The organism is Cryobacterium sp. Y11 (genome assembly GCF_002929535.1).
In the GTDB taxonomy this organism is placed as follows: Bacteria; Actinomycetota; Actinomycetes; order Actinomycetales; family Microbacteriaceae; genus Cryobacterium.
Genome location: NZ_PJJO01000056.1, coordinates 251,415 through 266,076, shown reverse-complemented (window position 1 = coordinate 266,076; position 14,662 = coordinate 251,415). Strand labels below are relative to the sequence as shown.

At 60.5% G+C, this 14,662-nt stretch carries 16 protein-coding genes; 14 read left to right on the top strand and 2 right to left on the bottom strand.

Annotation, left to right across the window (positions count from 1 at the left end; all coding sequences use genetic code 11):
• The first annotated feature begins 138 nt into the window (after positions 1–138).
• From CXY75_RS10560 to CXY75_RS10515, 9 genes are all read left to right on the top strand, one after another.
• Positions 139–978, top strand: coding sequence for a hypothetical protein (locus CXY75_RS10560; protein WP_104082766.1), 840 nt, complete (start codon positions 139–141; stop codon positions 976–978).
• A gap of 313 nt (positions 979–1,291) precedes the next feature.
• Positions 1,292–2,104, top strand: coding sequence for a hypothetical protein (locus CXY75_RS10555; RefSeq protein ID WP_104082765.1), 813 nt, complete (start codon positions 1,292–1,294; stop codon positions 2,102–2,104).
• Between the two features lie 87 nt (positions 2,105–2,191).
• Entirely contained in the window at positions 2,192–2,554 is a 363-nt protein-coding gene (locus CXY75_RS10550; RefSeq protein ID WP_104082764.1) for a hypothetical protein, read from the top strand.
• Between the two features lie 578 nt (positions 2,555–3,132).
• Positions 3,133–4,149: a hypothetical protein gene (locus tag CXY75_RS10545; protein ID WP_104082763.1), complete on the top strand. Its 1,017-nt coding sequence runs from the start codon at positions 3,133–3,135 to the stop codon at positions 4,147–4,149.
• Positions 4,146–4,871 (top strand): sulfite exporter TauE/SafE family protein, encoded by a 726-nt coding sequence (locus CXY75_RS10540; protein ID WP_104082762.1) that lies wholly within the window; start codon positions 4,146–4,148, stop codon positions 4,869–4,871. The genes CXY75_RS10545 and CXY75_RS10540 overlap by 4 nt, the downstream gene beginning before the upstream one ends.
• Positions 4,872–5,186: 315 nt before the next feature.
• Positions 5,187–6,338 (top strand): zinc ribbon domain-containing protein, encoded by a 1,152-nt coding sequence (locus tag CXY75_RS10535; RefSeq protein WP_158251181.1) that lies wholly within the window; start codon positions 5,187–5,189, stop codon positions 6,336–6,338.
• A gap of 136 nt (positions 6,339–6,474) precedes the next feature.
• Positions 6,475–6,738, top strand: coding sequence for a hypothetical protein (locus CXY75_RS10530; RefSeq protein WP_104082760.1), 264 nt, complete (start codon positions 6,475–6,477; stop codon positions 6,736–6,738).
• A 233-nt stretch (positions 6,739–6,971) separates the two neighbouring features.
• Complete coding sequence (locus CXY75_RS21030) at positions 6,972–7,445, top strand: hypothetical protein (RefSeq protein WP_369826709.1); 474 nt, start codon at positions 6,972–6,974, stop codon at positions 7,443–7,445.
• A 1,252-nt stretch (positions 7,446–8,697) separates the two neighbouring features.
• Positions 8,698–9,159, top strand: a complete 462-nt coding sequence (locus tag CXY75_RS10515; protein ID WP_158251180.1) for an SRPBCC domain-containing protein — start codon at positions 8,698–8,700, stop codon at positions 9,157–9,159.
• A gap of 80 nt (positions 9,160–9,239) precedes the next feature.
• Here the strand turns inward: CXY75_RS10515 and cynS are convergent, their stop codons facing one another.
• Positions 9,240–9,710 (bottom strand): cyanase, encoded by a 471-nt coding sequence (cynS, locus tag CXY75_RS10510; RefSeq protein WP_104082806.1) that lies wholly within the window; start codon positions 9,708–9,710, stop codon positions 9,240–9,242.
• 33 nt (positions 9,711–9,743) lie between these two features.
• Positions 9,744–9,923, bottom strand: a complete 180-nt coding sequence (locus CXY75_RS19475) for a hypothetical protein (protein WP_146069438.1) — start codon at positions 9,921–9,923, stop codon at positions 9,744–9,746.
• A gap of 77 nt (positions 9,924–10,000) precedes the next feature.
• Here CXY75_RS19475 and cynR point away from each other — a divergent pair, with 77 nt between their 5' ends.
• From cynR to CXY75_RS10485, 5 genes are all read left to right on the top strand, one after another.
• Complete coding sequence (gene cynR, locus CXY75_RS10505; RefSeq protein ID WP_104082757.1) at positions 10,001–10,876, top strand: transcriptional regulator CynR; 876 nt, start codon at positions 10,001–10,003, stop codon at positions 10,874–10,876.
• Positions 10,877–10,981: 105 nt separating this feature from the next.
• The gene (locus CXY75_RS10500; RefSeq protein WP_255411783.1) at positions 10,982–11,728 is read left to right on the top strand and encodes an NADPH-dependent F420 reductase; all 747 of its coding nucleotides are present in this window, start codon (positions 10,982–10,984) and stop codon (positions 11,726–11,728) included.
• Between the two features lie 208 nt (positions 11,729–11,936).
• Complete coding sequence (locus CXY75_RS10495) at positions 11,937–12,674, top strand: hypothetical protein (protein WP_104082756.1); 738 nt, start codon at positions 11,937–11,939, stop codon at positions 12,672–12,674.
• Positions 12,675–12,696: 22 nt separating this feature from the next.
• Entirely contained in the window at positions 12,697–13,200 is a 504-nt protein-coding gene (locus CXY75_RS10490) for an SRPBCC family protein (protein WP_104082755.1), read from the top strand.
• 370 nt (positions 13,201–13,570) lie between these two features.
• A complete protein-coding gene (locus CXY75_RS10485; protein ID WP_146069437.1) occupies positions 13,571–14,410 on the top strand; it encodes a hypothetical protein in 840 nt (279 codons plus the stop codon).
• Positions 14,411–14,662 lie beyond the last annotated feature (252 nt).

Sequence of the window (14,662 nt, the reverse complement as noted above, 5' to 3'; positions counted from 1 at the left end):
GGTGCACCCGCTGGAGGATCTCGACACGAGCTGGCGGGCACAGCAGGGGACCGAACCATATGTCAGGTCGAGTCGCGAGTACTGGCCCCAGATATCGCTGCTTTTCTTGCGCGAATTATGCTCCGATAGTGTTGCTACATGATTGATGACCGCATTCAAGCCCTAGTGAGAGATTTGGGCATCGTCCTCGATGATGAAACCACCGAGGCCCTCGAGCGCGAGATCCGACGCCAGCTCGTAAATCTCCAAACTACTGAGTTGAATCGTGAGCAGGCAGATCGTCGCGTTGCGCTCACGGAAGCTTTGGTCCGGATCCAACACGAGGGGGGTGCGCGGCTGGCGTCGACCGAACTGGTGACGCTTTCGCCCGGGGCCCTCGCCGAACTGGTAAAGCTGGCGGCTGGGCATACCGCGAGCGAGCAGAGTCCCGAGGAACGCATGCGTAAAGGAGTGCAAGTGGCGGCGACTCAGGCGCGCAAAGACTTTCGGAACTCGCGCACGCTCCCTCTTGCTGGGTTCGGTGCGTTGGTCGCCTTCGTCTGGGCACAGCGAGAGTCGTTTGGGATCGACCTGACCGGATCTGGTCAGGCTGTATTCGGTTGGGGAGCTCTAGTCGTGGTCGTCCTCGCGCTGGAAATCTACCTGTTCTCTTGGACAAGCCAACAGCATGACGCGAGGAGGCTCCGCTCGCTGTACCTCCCAGATGTTCAGGCGGGGGTACTTCAGGACTTCATCGATCGGCCAACGTTCATGCTGGGCGAATTCAGAGAAGGACTGGGGCACGCAGTCAACATTCGGGCGGGCAACTTAAGCGCGTCGCGTTTATTCAGCACGGTTGATCTTGAATCCGCACTTCATGATGCCTCGGAGATGGCCATCGAACGTTTCCTGAAGCTGGGCGTCATCGAACCTGTGGAGTCTTGGTCCGGTCTCGAGTACCGGTCCACGGGGAAGTTCTCCACCAACAAGAGTTGCTGAGAGCCAATTTCTTGAAGCTGGCACTCCGGTCCAGCGGATGGTCGACTAGACGCGCGCTACGACCCGGTGAAATTGGTTCTTTGCCTTCTGTAGCGCAGTCAGACTGTCGCGGGACCGAGATTTCCGCTCCCCCTGTCAGCGCCAACGGACTACTTTTCAAAAAGCGTCGACACCCCCAATGCCCGGTCTTCGTCGCGGATCGCGGCCCAACTAGTTGTGCAGTTTCACATGACGAGATGCCCGAGTGGGACGCTCTTGAGACCGAAATCACAAGGAGCATATCGTCGTTGCACTTCGAGACGGGCTTGAACGATTGGGTTGGAGTGCGGCGCGCACTGGGCGGCACAACCGAGCGGATGCGCCCGAACTCATCGACGTGCACCGCTTCGTAAACGAGTGGGAGAAGACCGCCTCCCTCGGACTACGCCAGGGAAATACCGACGTGATCGACCGTTATGCCGCGCATGCCCGCCTGCGCGATGGCAGCACCGAGGCGATGGCGGATGCTGCCTACGAGGCGTGGCGTGCGGACATCCGATCGGGTAAGTCGACCGTGCTGATCAGCGACTCGAACGAGGCTGTCGCGGCGCTGAATGTGCGCGCTCGCACGGAGCTGATTCTGGAGGGCCAGGTCGACGCGCTGCGCGAAGTCTCGCTGCACGATGGAACCCGTGCCGCCGTGGGTGACACGGTCATCACCCGCCGCAACGATCGGCGGCTGTATGCGTCGCGAAGCTGGGTGCGGAACGGCGACCGTTGGAACGTGATCGGCGTGCACCGGAATGGTTCGGTCGAGGTGCGGCGGCAGGGACGCCGCTGGGGGAGCACGGTGCTGCTGCCCGGGTCATACGTCGCTGAGCACGTCGAGCTGGGCTATGCGGTCACCTCGCACCGGGCGCAGGGAATCACGACCGACACCGCGCACGTTGTCGTCGCGCCGACCATGCCGCGCGAGAACTTGTACGTCGCGATGACGCGGGGTCGCGAGGCGAACACCGCCTACGTGGCTGTCGACCGGCCCGATGTTGACCACGTGGGGCCGCGGCCGGGTGACGCGGCGGACGTGACGGCGCGCAGCATCCTCTATGGCATTCTGCAGCACGTCGGCATCGCCGCGGTCGTGTAGCGGGATACCGGAGCCGGTCGTACGCGTCGCGCGCCACGTCTCGTCGCCGGTCTAATCCCTCGTGCGCTCAGGCCGATGGACGCGGCCATGCACCAGGCCTTGGTCGAGCGCGCCGACCTGATCGAGTCGCGAGCGGCCGCCGTGCTCGACCAGGCGGTGCTCGCGGGGGAGCCGTGGACTCAAACCCTCGGCGCCGCGCCCCGCGGGTCGGCCGCCGCCGCGTGGCACCAAAGCGGATGCACCGTCGCGGCCTACCGAGACCGATACGACATCACTGGTGCGAAGCCGCTCGGAGCTGCTCCGGAGACAACGGCACAGAGGCTCGACGCCGACCGTGCCTTTGTTGCGCTCAGGGCGGTCCAGCGCCTGGCGGAATACCGTCACGCCTTCGACGCTCGTACCCGGATACCCAGTGAAAGCCTCCATTTGCCTGCAGATATCCGCTTCTAGGTGTCGGTCGGTCTTTATAGGATGCACGTTCGGAAAATGGGCGACGTTCGAGTATCCGTGGAAACATATTGACACAGCCTCTTCGTCTCGTGGGCGAAAGTGAGCCATAGGAGTCCAGGTCTTGGCCCTCGCTGTCTTATTCGAGACGCGCAGTGCCCATATGTCAGTCAAGACCTGCTTTGAGGTTGGCTCTTGCCTGATGGGTGGCGACGGATCGTCGCTCATAAAGTGCCTCGAACGTGGGGTGCAATATGGATGGCCCTCGACCAGCAGGGCGGTAACGTTTGAAAGAGACTGCTTTGGGGGCGTAAAGAATGACGAGTGGACTGGTGCTCATTCTCGATTGCGCCGTAAATCCCGAGCTCCTTTCTTCTGAGCATTGGGCACAGGGTCCTCTTTGCCTGACCGCGACGGTACGTGGTGAACTGATCACTGCCGATGCTCCGACACGGCGAACGTTTTTCCAGGAGTCGGCTGGACGTGCTCTCTACGGAGGCAGAGATTCCTCTGGTCTGGGCGGGCGCTGGCACCGCGCTTGCCAATTCCCGACAGGCATCGATGGCGCCACAGTAGTCGGGATGGAAGTCCTTGAGGCAATTGTGGGACAGCCGGCTGCTCGCGGAGAACGTTGCGCGGCGGAACTTATCCTGCACATCACTCTCTCTAGTGCGGGAAGCCTGGCCGTCCTCAACGGGCTCCATCACTCGATTCGCACCCGCGCAGGAAGAGCGGCATTGGTGCAGCAGTTCGAGAATTTCATCGGCAGCCGCCATCTCGAGAAACTCCCACAGATCTCACCAGCCACGGCGATCAGTCTTTCTCCTGATGACCGGATGTATAGCGTCTACTTCGGCGAGGTAGCTGGTGACGGGCCTGATGCAAGAATGGCGCTGGAATTGGCGACGCTGACACCATCCACCACGCGCGAGGCCAGCGAGCAGGAGTTGGATTCCGCGCAGTCCGACCTTCTGCGCTCTTCGACGGATTGGATCGGGCTGATAAGGCGCGACGGGGCTGCTTTCTTGGCTAAGGAGAAGTCAAATTTCTCGCCAACCATGATGTTCTATGCGCGAACGATATACACGGATACCCTCGCACTCGGTCGTCTGCAGTCTCGATTGCTAGGCATTCTCTCGAGTCGGTTGTCAGAGGCGGCACTCGTTCCTGTTCTCCCGCTTCACAAAGTTCAATCGCTCGAGCACGACATCGTTATCTTCCGCGCGGCCTATGTCACGCGCTCAATTTCAGGGTCGCAGACAGCAAACGACATCATGTACGCCTATCAGGACCAACATGACCTCAACGAGGCGCTCAGCGAACTTCATTTCAACACTGTCGAACTCGCTCGGGCAGCTACCCTGAAAGCCGCAGCACTTGCCCAATTTTCTGCAGCCAGAACAAACGCCGCGCTGGGAGTGTTGACCGTGGTCGGCCTACCCCTTGGTGTTGCCCTCACGATTTGGAGTTCATTTGACGGCGGACTGTGGCAGCTGGGCACTGCGTTCCTCGGCGCCCTGGGCTCGTCGGGATTGGCACTGGTTTCTATGCCTGGTTTGCGAGACATGTTTCGCGCACTATTTGTGAGTGAGGAATGACGCTCCTCGTCTGGTGCACGGCCGCACTCATCGCGTACACAATAAAGGGATTCTCGGGATTCGGGCCAGCGCTCGTGGTGGTCCCTGTGCTTTCGGTCCTATATTCACCGGCTACAGCGCTTGGCACCTCGGCGTTGGTCGATGCTGTAGTCGGCGCATGCTTTATCGCTTATCTGGGCCTCAGTATGGCTCAACTCAAAATGCTGCGCCGAATGCTCGCCAGTCTGGTAATCGGGACTGTGATTGGCTCCATGTTAGTGGCGTACATTCCACGACAAATCTTGCTCATTTTGGTAGGACTATCCGTGCTTGGGTTGGCGATCCAGCTTCTTCGAACGGGCAAACCGGGTTTCACGGTTTCAGGGCGACAAATGCCATTGCAACTCAGTTGCTTCCTGGCGGGACTGTCGGGCGGCCTCGTGGGGGTGAGTGGTCCGTTTATGGTCGCAGGCACCGCGCGGTTCGAAAAGGCCGAGATGCGCCGCCTTCTCGTGGCGGTGTTCCTAGTCGAGGGAATTGTGAGAATTGCCACCTACGCGTTCATGGGCACGATTGAAATGCAATCGCTAGAGCTCGGAGCAATAGCCCTGCCTGCAATCGTCCTGGGCATGGTTTTGGGCATTTGGCTGCATACACGCGTATCTGAGAAGCGGTTCATAACGGTCATCGCTTGGTTTCTGATGGCAGTGGCGATTCAGCCTCTTGCCTCAGCCCTGTCCTAATCGAATTAGAGAAACAAGGTAACTCGCTTGAAAATGTCCCCCCAATACAGTGACTCTGGTACGCATTCAATGTTGAACTTCTTCACGGGTGCGTTGGACGTGGCGTACATGGGGTCCTCTCCGCTGGCCTTAGGGTATCTCTACGGACTGCCCATGAAAATAGTTGGCGTAGCCAACTCGCATCAGAATTCTCTAGCCGTCGTGCGCACCCATAGACCAATCAACCCGAACCCAAAACTGGGTACAGTTCTGGGGTCTGACGGTCAGGTCTTGTCTCACAAGTTCGGTATGACGCTTCCCGAGGGGGAACGTCCCATGATGATCAATCTTTCACCTGAAGAGTGCATCGGCGCTCTCAGATCAGGCATGCTGGACTATGTCAGCTTGTGGGAGCCGTTCGTCAGTCGCGCTGTGGCAGCTGGAGGAACAGTCGTCTTCACCGATCAAGATCTAGATTTCAAGCTTTACAGCTACGTGGCATGCACTCAACGGGCGCTGGACGAGAAGCACACGGAGATCGCGGCCATGTCGCAAGCGAATCTTGAAGCGGCGGGCCGCCTCGTTGCAAAACCATCGGCATACTCAGCGCGACTCAGAATGGTCTTCGGAAGTGAGGTCGACGCGCGGTCTTATGAGAGAGTAATTGGCGAGGGGTACCTTTGGCCCACGGCAGACCTACTTTCGGCGACACGCCTTCCCTCGGAAGTTGAGCAGTCTTTGATAGCCGTAGCGGATATCCACCAAAAGCTCCAGGCGACACACTTTTCTCGTGCACCCATCTCGCAACTCCTGCCCGGCTCATCGCGGCCCCCAAAATCCGGGTCCGAAACTCTCCAGCTCGGGTATTCGAATTCGCTGATGTGCGCAACCTTTCACGTGGCTGATTATGACGGCCTCTTTTTATCGCAGGGGCTTCAAGTTCAAGTGGGGAAACGGCGAATCGCCGATAGGATCGCCCGTCTAAGTGCCGATGTTCAGGAGGACCTCCGGCTTTGCCATGAGCTTCTCGCTCGCGACCCAGAACTCGTTATTCAAAAACTCGGCCGGATGAATGAGCAGATTTTTCGCGAATTGCTCAAGAACATTTCGGGTGAGGAACCAAAATCGGCCGGCGCAGCGATCGAGTCCTTGCGCCTACGTAAGGCTGCTCCGCCAGATATCCTTAGCTGGGCGGACTCTGTGCGTTCGATACGGAATGTAGCAACGCACCAGATCGAGACGCTCAACGTCGACGAGGCGCAAAATGTCTTCAACATCATGTTGAATATTGTTGAGTGGTACGACAGGCAATCGTCGGAAGTTTCGTTGCCGGTTAAGCGATGCAGGCGTTGCCATCTAGACCTACACGAAGATTGGATCGCATGCCCACAATGCGGCACGACGACCAGTGCTGACTGCTCGCAATGCAATAGTCCGTTGAGTCCAGGATGGAAGGTCTGCCCTAGTTGCGGTTGCATTATTCCGTAGCTCCAAGGCTTGGGAATTTGCTAGTTCTACGCAGCGCCGTTGTCGAGTCGCTGGGCCTCACCTCGGACCTCGCCGGTCCGCGCGAAGAAAGCCTGCCCAACATGGTGAAGCACTACCTCGTGATGCTCGACCCATATTGCTTGTCAACATCCAGGATGCCATCAGCCGGGCTGGCAAGTCAGCCGTGCAAGCGAGGCAGGCTGAGTCATATCGTGCAGTCAATCTTGGCGTCGATGTGGGGATGGGGGAGGTCGACGCATTGAAGCTCGATATGCAGAAAGCGACCGATAATCTGACTTCCCTTATTGGCGATATTGCCGCGCTGCCGCAGATTTTTTTCGGCACTCAGGAACCGGGGGACGGAGTCGATGGCGACATCTGGTTCAAGACTGAGGCGTAGGGGTCTCGTCGATAGGACCTCAGGCAGGCGGAGTATTTGATGCGCTGAGAGACACTGGGCCCGCTGAGAGGGAGCACAAGCGCGAAGCCCCCGCGGTGTGGGGGTACTTCCGCCAAGGGGCGTCCAGTTTTACAGTGTTTCTAGCCAACTCTATTGCGCGCTGTCGCTCGTTGCGATGGCATGACTTTTAGTCCTTTCAGGTTCTTGTTGCCGAACATCTGAAAGGCCGCGCCGTGTTCGAATTCATTTTGGCCGCCACCACCCGCAGCTACTTTTTCTTGCGCCGGTTCATGCCGACCTCCGTTGCGATCGACGCGATCAACACGCGGCGCGGGCTGAAGTGGGGCGTGCCGGCGATGCTACTCGCAATTCCGTATGCGCTTGCAGCTAGCTATTGCCGATCGCAGGTCGACGCCGGTGGGCCCGGTTGGCTGAACCTGCTCGTGATCTCGTGTCTCTGGAACACCCTCAAGTTTCTTTTGATCGGGCCCATCAGCCTGCTGAAGTTGATCGCGGTGCACGTTCGTGAAGCCGTAGCCCGCCGTCGCATGACGCGGGCGCTGCCCGCCGACGGCGTGGAGTGCTTCGACGGGCCGACGCTCGTGTCGGGGCGCGGAAGGCGGTGGCGGAGCATCCGTCTGGTGATGATGAGGTGGAGAAGCGGCGTCAGTATGTGGCGGCGAACCGCGACCGGATCCGCGAGCTGAATCGTCTCTGGCGGTCGGAACACCTCGACCGGGCCCGGGAGCTCAATCGTGATTCGATGCGTCGGGCCGCGGCTCGTCGGCAACGCGAGGCCGAGGTGCGGGCGCGGGGGAGGGAGTGGGCGAAGCGCTGGCGGGTGGAGCATCCGGAGCGCCGGCGGGAGTATCAGCAGCGGTGGGTGGCCGAGAATCGCGAGAAGGTGCGCGAGTACTACAACCGCTACTACGAAGCCCACCGTGACGAGGTGAACGCTCGAGCCGCGGCCAGGCGGGATGCTGACCCCGAGCGTACGAAGCAGATCACGCGGCATTGGGCCGAGCGCAACAAGGAGCGCCGGGCCGACTTGCAGCGCAGCCGACGCAGCGATCCGGAGATGTACCAGTCCGAGCTGGAGGCCAACGCTGACGCGCGACGTCTCAAGCGCAGCCGGAGTCGGGCCGGCCTTCCGCCGAATCGTATTCACGTGGCGACCGCCGCTGAGCGCCGGGCCACTGACCGCGACGCCGACGCCTACTTCAACGGCCCATCGCGGCCCGAACAGCTGCGGCAGTCCACAGCCTTCACTGAAGCGCTGACCGAGCACATGCTCAAGAACGGCGCCCGCTTGCGCGACGTCGCGGCAGCTGTGCGGAGTACGAAAGCTGAGGTACACCGGGAAGAGCGGCAGCAGCAGCTGGATGAGCCTATGAAGGCCATCGTGGTGCATTGTCACCAAGACAGGTGGCGGTTGAACGCCAAGGCAGAGATGGAGAACCGAGCGCGGGCACATCGGGGGGATGCCGCGGGTGCTGGCCGAGTCGTTGGTGGTACAGCTAGCGCTGCAGGACGTCATCGAGCGCGTGCCCACGAGCAGGTTGACCAAAGTGGATGCTTGGACCGCCGCCCGCATCGCGGGCCCGAACGACGCAACCTCGCTCAAATCTCGCGACGTGGTCGACCAATCGGTTCATCAACGGGCGCTCCCGTAGTCGATGGCGACGAAAGGTCCGAGCAAAACCGGCCCCTTCCGACTGCCGGTGCTGGACTCGGTGGAACCCACGCCAGACGATGGATTGAGCTCGTGAGGCATCTATGCGCTCTGGACTCCCAAGACCGACCTCTGATGCGTTACCCCTCGCGTTCACGGCGCTCTCCCGGCCGTAAACAGACACACAATCATGGGTACGCTCGATGAAGCGCGTTTGCAGAACTTGTTGACGTGCCGCTCGGCGGGCACTGTCCCGTCGTGCTCGGCCTGAACGTGAAGGAAACACCGTGTCTGATCACGCAAGAATCAAGGGGCACACCGTGACCCGCACCGTGCACATCGAAGCCTCACGCGCGAGCGTCTGGAAGGCGCTGACCGATCCCGAGGTGATGGTCAAGTGGTTTGGTGACGGTGTGGAGTTCGCCGCGCTCGAGCCCGGTGCAACGGGCAGCATCCACTGGGATGATTACGGCAGCTTTCCGATCGAAATCACCGAGGTCGTCCCCGACGGCTCATTCGGCTTCCGTTGGTCGGGAATCCCCGCCGAACAGCTCGACGAGTACGCGACGCACGTGCGCTTCACCATCGCCGATGCCGGTACCGGCACGGATGTCACGGTGATCGAATCGGGCTTCGACACACTTCCCGGCGGCACCCGATACCGTCGCGAACGTCTTGAGCAGAACCGAGAGGGCTGGGACGTCGAACTCGATGAGCTCGTGATTTTACTCGAGGGTGTCACTGAGTAGTCCATGATTTGTCCCTGCCAGGGAGGTTGTTTCACGGGAAAAGCGGCGGCCCCGATTGCGAGGTCGCCGTCAGGCCGGGATTAGAAGGGTTTGGTGGGGAGGTATTTTCCGTCGAGGGTGATTATGGCGCGTGAACCGCCTTCGGGGTCGTCGACCTTCTTGATGTCGAGTTTGAAGTTGATGGCACTCATGATGCCGTCTCCGAATTCTTCGTGGATCAGGGCCTTGAGGGTGGTGCCATAGACCTGGAGAATTTCGTAGAACCGGTAAACGGTGGGGTCGGTCGGGATGCCGCTGGGGATGCTGCCGCGCATCGGAATGGTCTGCAGCAGCATTGCGGCGTCAGCGCCTAGACCCAACCGTTCAGCGATGGTTTCCGCAGCGTTTTTGGGTAGCGGATGCTGGCCGAGCAGGGCGGCGGTGACGAAGACAACGCTCAGACCCGTGCCATCGGTCAGTTCCTGCCAAGAGAGGTCCTTGCGCATCTTGGCGTCGATGATGGCGGCGGTCAGTTCCTCGCGCGGAGCCTGGGTGTTCTGGGAATGAATCATGGTGTTTTCCATTTCTGTGGTGATATGAGGTGGTTAGGCAGCCATGCCGGATAGGGCCGGCGTGGCAAAGTACTGCGGATTGTCCGCGAGTGGGATAAAACGGCCGGTGCCACCGTTCAGGGTGTCGATGGAGCCGGTTTCGATGTCGTAAACCCAGCCGTGGAGGGTCACCCGGTTCTGGTCCAGGGCTAAGGCGACGGAGGGATAACTCAAGGATGACGGAAACTAGCTATAGTGTCTAAGACCTTTTTATGATGGAATCGATAAGTAATTCCTATAGTTGGAGAGTTATGACGTTGCGACACTTTCGTTACCTGGCCGCGGTTGCGGAACACCACAACTTCACCCGCGCGGCCGAGGCGCTTCACGTCTCCCAACCGACGCTGTCGCAACAGATCAAGCAACTGGAGAATTCGTTGCACGTTCAGCTCTTGGACCGGTCCGGACGGACCGTGCGGCTGACAGACGCCGGCGAGACCTTCCTGCGCTATACCCAACGTGCCCTTCGGGAACTTGACGCCGGAACCCGGGCTATCCACGACGTGCAGGACCTGAGCCGTGGATCGCTCCGGCTGGCGATGACGCCCACGTTCACCGCATACCTAATCGGTCCACTGGTCGAACGCTTTGGTAGCCGCTATCCCGGCATCACCTTGAGCCTGCAGAAGATGACCCAGGACCGCATGGAGGTGGCGCTGGGCGAGGACACCCTCGACCTCGGCATCGCATTTGCCGAGGTGCGTTCGTCCGAGATCGAGGCCCAGGCCTTGTTCGTCGAAACCCTCGGGTTGGTTGTTGGCAACAACCATCCCCGCGCCGGACAGCAGGCACCTCTGACCCTGCGGGAGTTGGAACAGGAGCAACTTGTGCTGCTCAGTAGCGACTTTGCGACCCGGCGCCACCTCGACCGGTATTTGCGGGACCACGACATTGCCCCGCGCATCGCGATCGAAGTGGACTCCGTCAGCGCGATCATGGAAATCGTTCGCCGCGGCCAGCTCGCCACCATGCTGCCCGAAGCGATAGCCCACGAACAGCACGGGCTCAACCCGGTTGCCGTACTGCCTGCCATTCCCCACCGCACCGCCGCCCTGCTCAGACGAAAGGGCGCGTACACGAGCGCAGCCAGCCGGGCGTTCACCGAAGTGATATCGACGTGGAGCTAGACGCCTGACCCTGCCGCGACCAACGTAGCCACCCTCAAAAGACACCGATACGTCACAGAGAAAACCAACGCGGGCGCTGGGCGGCGCGAATCATCATCGCGGGGCATGCGCAGATCCGATACCGCCATGCGCGGCCTCGATGGGCGCCCGAGGGCAGCTAGAGATGGTGGCGCCGGGAACATTTCCGCGGTCGCCGTCGTTGTCGTGACTATGACAACTATCGGAATCATCGGTGCAGGAAACATTGGCAGCCAGGTCGCGCGCAAGGCGATCGAGAGCGGTTATGACGTAGTAATCAGCAATTCACGCGCTCCGGAGACGCTCGCCGACCTCGTCGCCGAGCTCGGCCCGAAGGCGACCGCTGGCACTGCAGTGCAGGCAGCTCAAGCTGCCGACGTCGCGGTCGTGACTATACCGCTGAAAGCCTATGAGAACGTGCCTGTACAACAGCTCGCCGGAAAGATCGTCATCGACACCAATAACTACTACTTTGAACGCGACGGACACATTGCGGCCCTCGACAACGGCGAGACGACCGTGACGGGCATGCTGCAGAAGCACTTGCCGACCTCACGGGTAGCAAAGGGCTTCAATCACATCACGGCCGCCGACATCACCGCAGACTCGTTGCCCGCCGGCGACCCGACGCGGCGCGCGCTGGCCACGTCGTCCGACTTTCCGGATGCCTCCGCCTTCGTTACGAAGCTCTACGACGAATTCGGCTACGACACCGTGAACATCGGCGCTCTCGCAGAGAGCTGGCGCGTCGAGCGCGACCGCCCGGCGTATGGCATCCGTCAGACCGCTGCCGAGCTTGAGGCCAACCTGGCGAAGGCAACGCGCATCGTCTGATCCCCTCAATACGCATCTGATTCACCCGATGGGTGCAGTTCTTCTGCTGAAGCTGCACGCGTCGTTGCTCTCTTGCGGCTGGAACCTGTTGCAGGTGCACTCGTTCTCCTGATCAACGCGAGCTCTGATCGAGTGAGAGGATGCTCGTGAAGCTCACCTCGGCAGGTCGATCGCGTTCATGTTGGGGGCACTGGCCTAGGGTGGACGCATGGACGCTGACATCAACTTCTACTTTGACCCGGTCTGCCCCTTCGCCTGGATGACCAGCAAGTGGGTGCGACAGGTGCAAGCGCAGCGCGACTACACCGTGGACTGGCGGTTCATCTCGTTACGCCTGATCAATGCCGAGGTCGACTACGACGCGCACTTCCCTCCGGAGTACGAAGCTGGCCACACCGCCGGGCTCCGGCTTTTGCGGGTAGCCGCCCGGGCGCGAGCCGAGCACGGCCGCGAGGCGATGGCGCCACTGTACGCAGCGTTCGGGGCCCACATCTTCGACACCGCTCCCAGCCCGGACGACCATCGGACCGAGGCCGACCAGCGTGAGCTCCGCGGCACGCGTGCGTTTGTGGAGCCGATCCTCGCCGAGGCGGGCCTGCCGCTCGAACTGGCGGCAGCTCTCGACGATGAATCATGGGACCTAGAGATTCAGCAGGAGACGAACGAGGCACTCTCTCTGACGGGAAAAGACGTTGGCACGCCCATCATCCACTTCGAGCCACCCACCGGTGTGGCCTTCTTCGGACCGGTGATCAGCCGGCTGCCACCCGAGGACTCGGCGGTCGAGTTGTGGGACCACGTTGTCGGGCTGTCACGCTTCTCGGGTTTCGCCGAGCTCAAGCGCAGCCTGCGCGAGCAGCCACAGCTGGCCGCATTTGGAGTCGACGTGAACACGGTCGGTAAGCAAGAAGACTGGCACGGCGGCAGCCGGCGGCAGAAGAAGTGACGCCCTCCATTAGGGTAAATGCATGAATGAGACAAGCACCCTCAGCCACCAGGAGTCCGTCATCGTCGAGGCGTCAGCCGCGTTTCTCTATGACATGGTCTCTGACATCGCCCGCACCGGCGAATGGAGCCCGGTCTGTACGTCATGCTGGTGGGACGACGAAGCCGAGGCCGGTCGGGTCGGTGCCTGGTTCACCGGACACAACGAGCTGCCACACCGAACCTGGGAAACCCGGTCTCAGGTGGTGACGGCCGAGCATGGTCGCGAATTCGCCTGGATAGTGGGCGGCAGCTTCGTGCGATGGGGCTTCAGCTTCACCGCTGCAGAGACCGGAACGATGCTCACCGAGTCGTGGGAGTTTTTGCCAGACGGGATCGCCATGTTCACAGAGAAGTATGGCGACGACGCCCACATTCAAATCACCGACCGCACCCAGCAAGCCCTCGACGGCATTCCAAAAACTCTCGCCGCGATCAAGCGGATCGCCGAGGCCACCACCGCCGCAGGGCAACAAACCCAGTCATAACCGAGCCGCTCGGCGAGGGGCCGTCTCTGAAGCGGTGTTTCCAACTTTGCCACAGTCCGCAGGTATCGCGCGCGGCGGGCAGACACCTGAGACGGTCGATTTCTGCGTTGGTCATTGCCGCGTAGCTGCATAACCCGTCGCGGTAGCTGCCTTCTCAGCCGCACCGCGCTGGCTGCACTGTTCACAGGGAGTAACACCAGGGCGGTCTGGGCGCCGCGCCCGGGCCGCTACCAGCTCGGCAAAACCGATACCACGTGCGTGGAATCGGGTTACCATCAGGGTGCAGCTCGCCCCTGCTCGTGATCCCGCTCAATCTGTATTTGTCTCAAGGTTGGTTACCTCTCGCGGCGAAACTGTCAAAGTCACTACGGTGTCCCTTCTGAAGAAGGTATTTTGCGAGGAGCGTGTCAGGGTGACGAACGTTGATCGAAATAGAAAGCCGAACAGACTCTCGGTGCTGGCAGTCGTTCTTTCAAGCACTGCACTGGCCGTCTCCGTTCCAGCCGGTTTCACCTCTGTGTTGGAGCTGATCCATGCGCAATCGCCGTGGGTGATCGCTGCGCACGAAGAGAGAGCAATTGCATTTGTCAGATCGTTGCATAATTCCGATGACGCTGGAGTGAGGCGAACTCTTGCATATACGGAGTCCGGCTCAGTGGCAGAACGCCTAGCCCAGATCCAAATCGATCTCTACCGAGGTTTTATCGGGGAGCGAGCCTCGTATGACTTCCGCGAGTCTGCAGGGAGCGTTCTGGCGTGCTCAGCCGATGACAAAGACGATGAATGCGAAAAGTTTGGCGATTTCGAATTCAATTCTGAAAACGAAATTCGTGATCTCGCGATCAGTTCGATTCCCATAGCCGCTCTACTTCTCGAGGGAAGATCGACTGTCGAGCCCTACGAATCCAACCTTTCGGTCACTCTGGCGGGCGCCAGGATCAGTGCGAGTAACGACAACCCACGTGTGTGGGTTGGGCTTCGCATTGAGAACGCGGGCGCATCGAACGTAGTTCTGAATCTTCAAGGTGCCTTCTGTCAGGATGCGCTTGGCGAACAGACAGCCGGGGCACTTACGGCACCGCCAGCCCTTGGACCCGCACGACGCGCGTGGGCATATTTCACCGCACCGTGCGATGTCGGAGGATGGGTCGGCATCCCGACGACGCGCGATGGAGGGCCTGAAACTATTTCCTGGGTGAGGCTCGGCTAGATGCGATGACCATTCGTGTGGCATACCTCGCGCCGCAAGAGTGGTGTCGCTACACTGGCCGGCACACCTGACAGGGGAACCATCATCGAGAACGCTTCGGACCCGACTGACCGTCATCCGGGTAAGGCCCAGGCAGAGCCAGAGTCGAACAGCTCAAAAAATTCTGGCGCTGATGCCTTTAAAGTTAGTGGGCTGCGGGGAGTCCACAATGATATTAACTTCGCTCTACGTGCCGATTTCTCGCATTTTCAT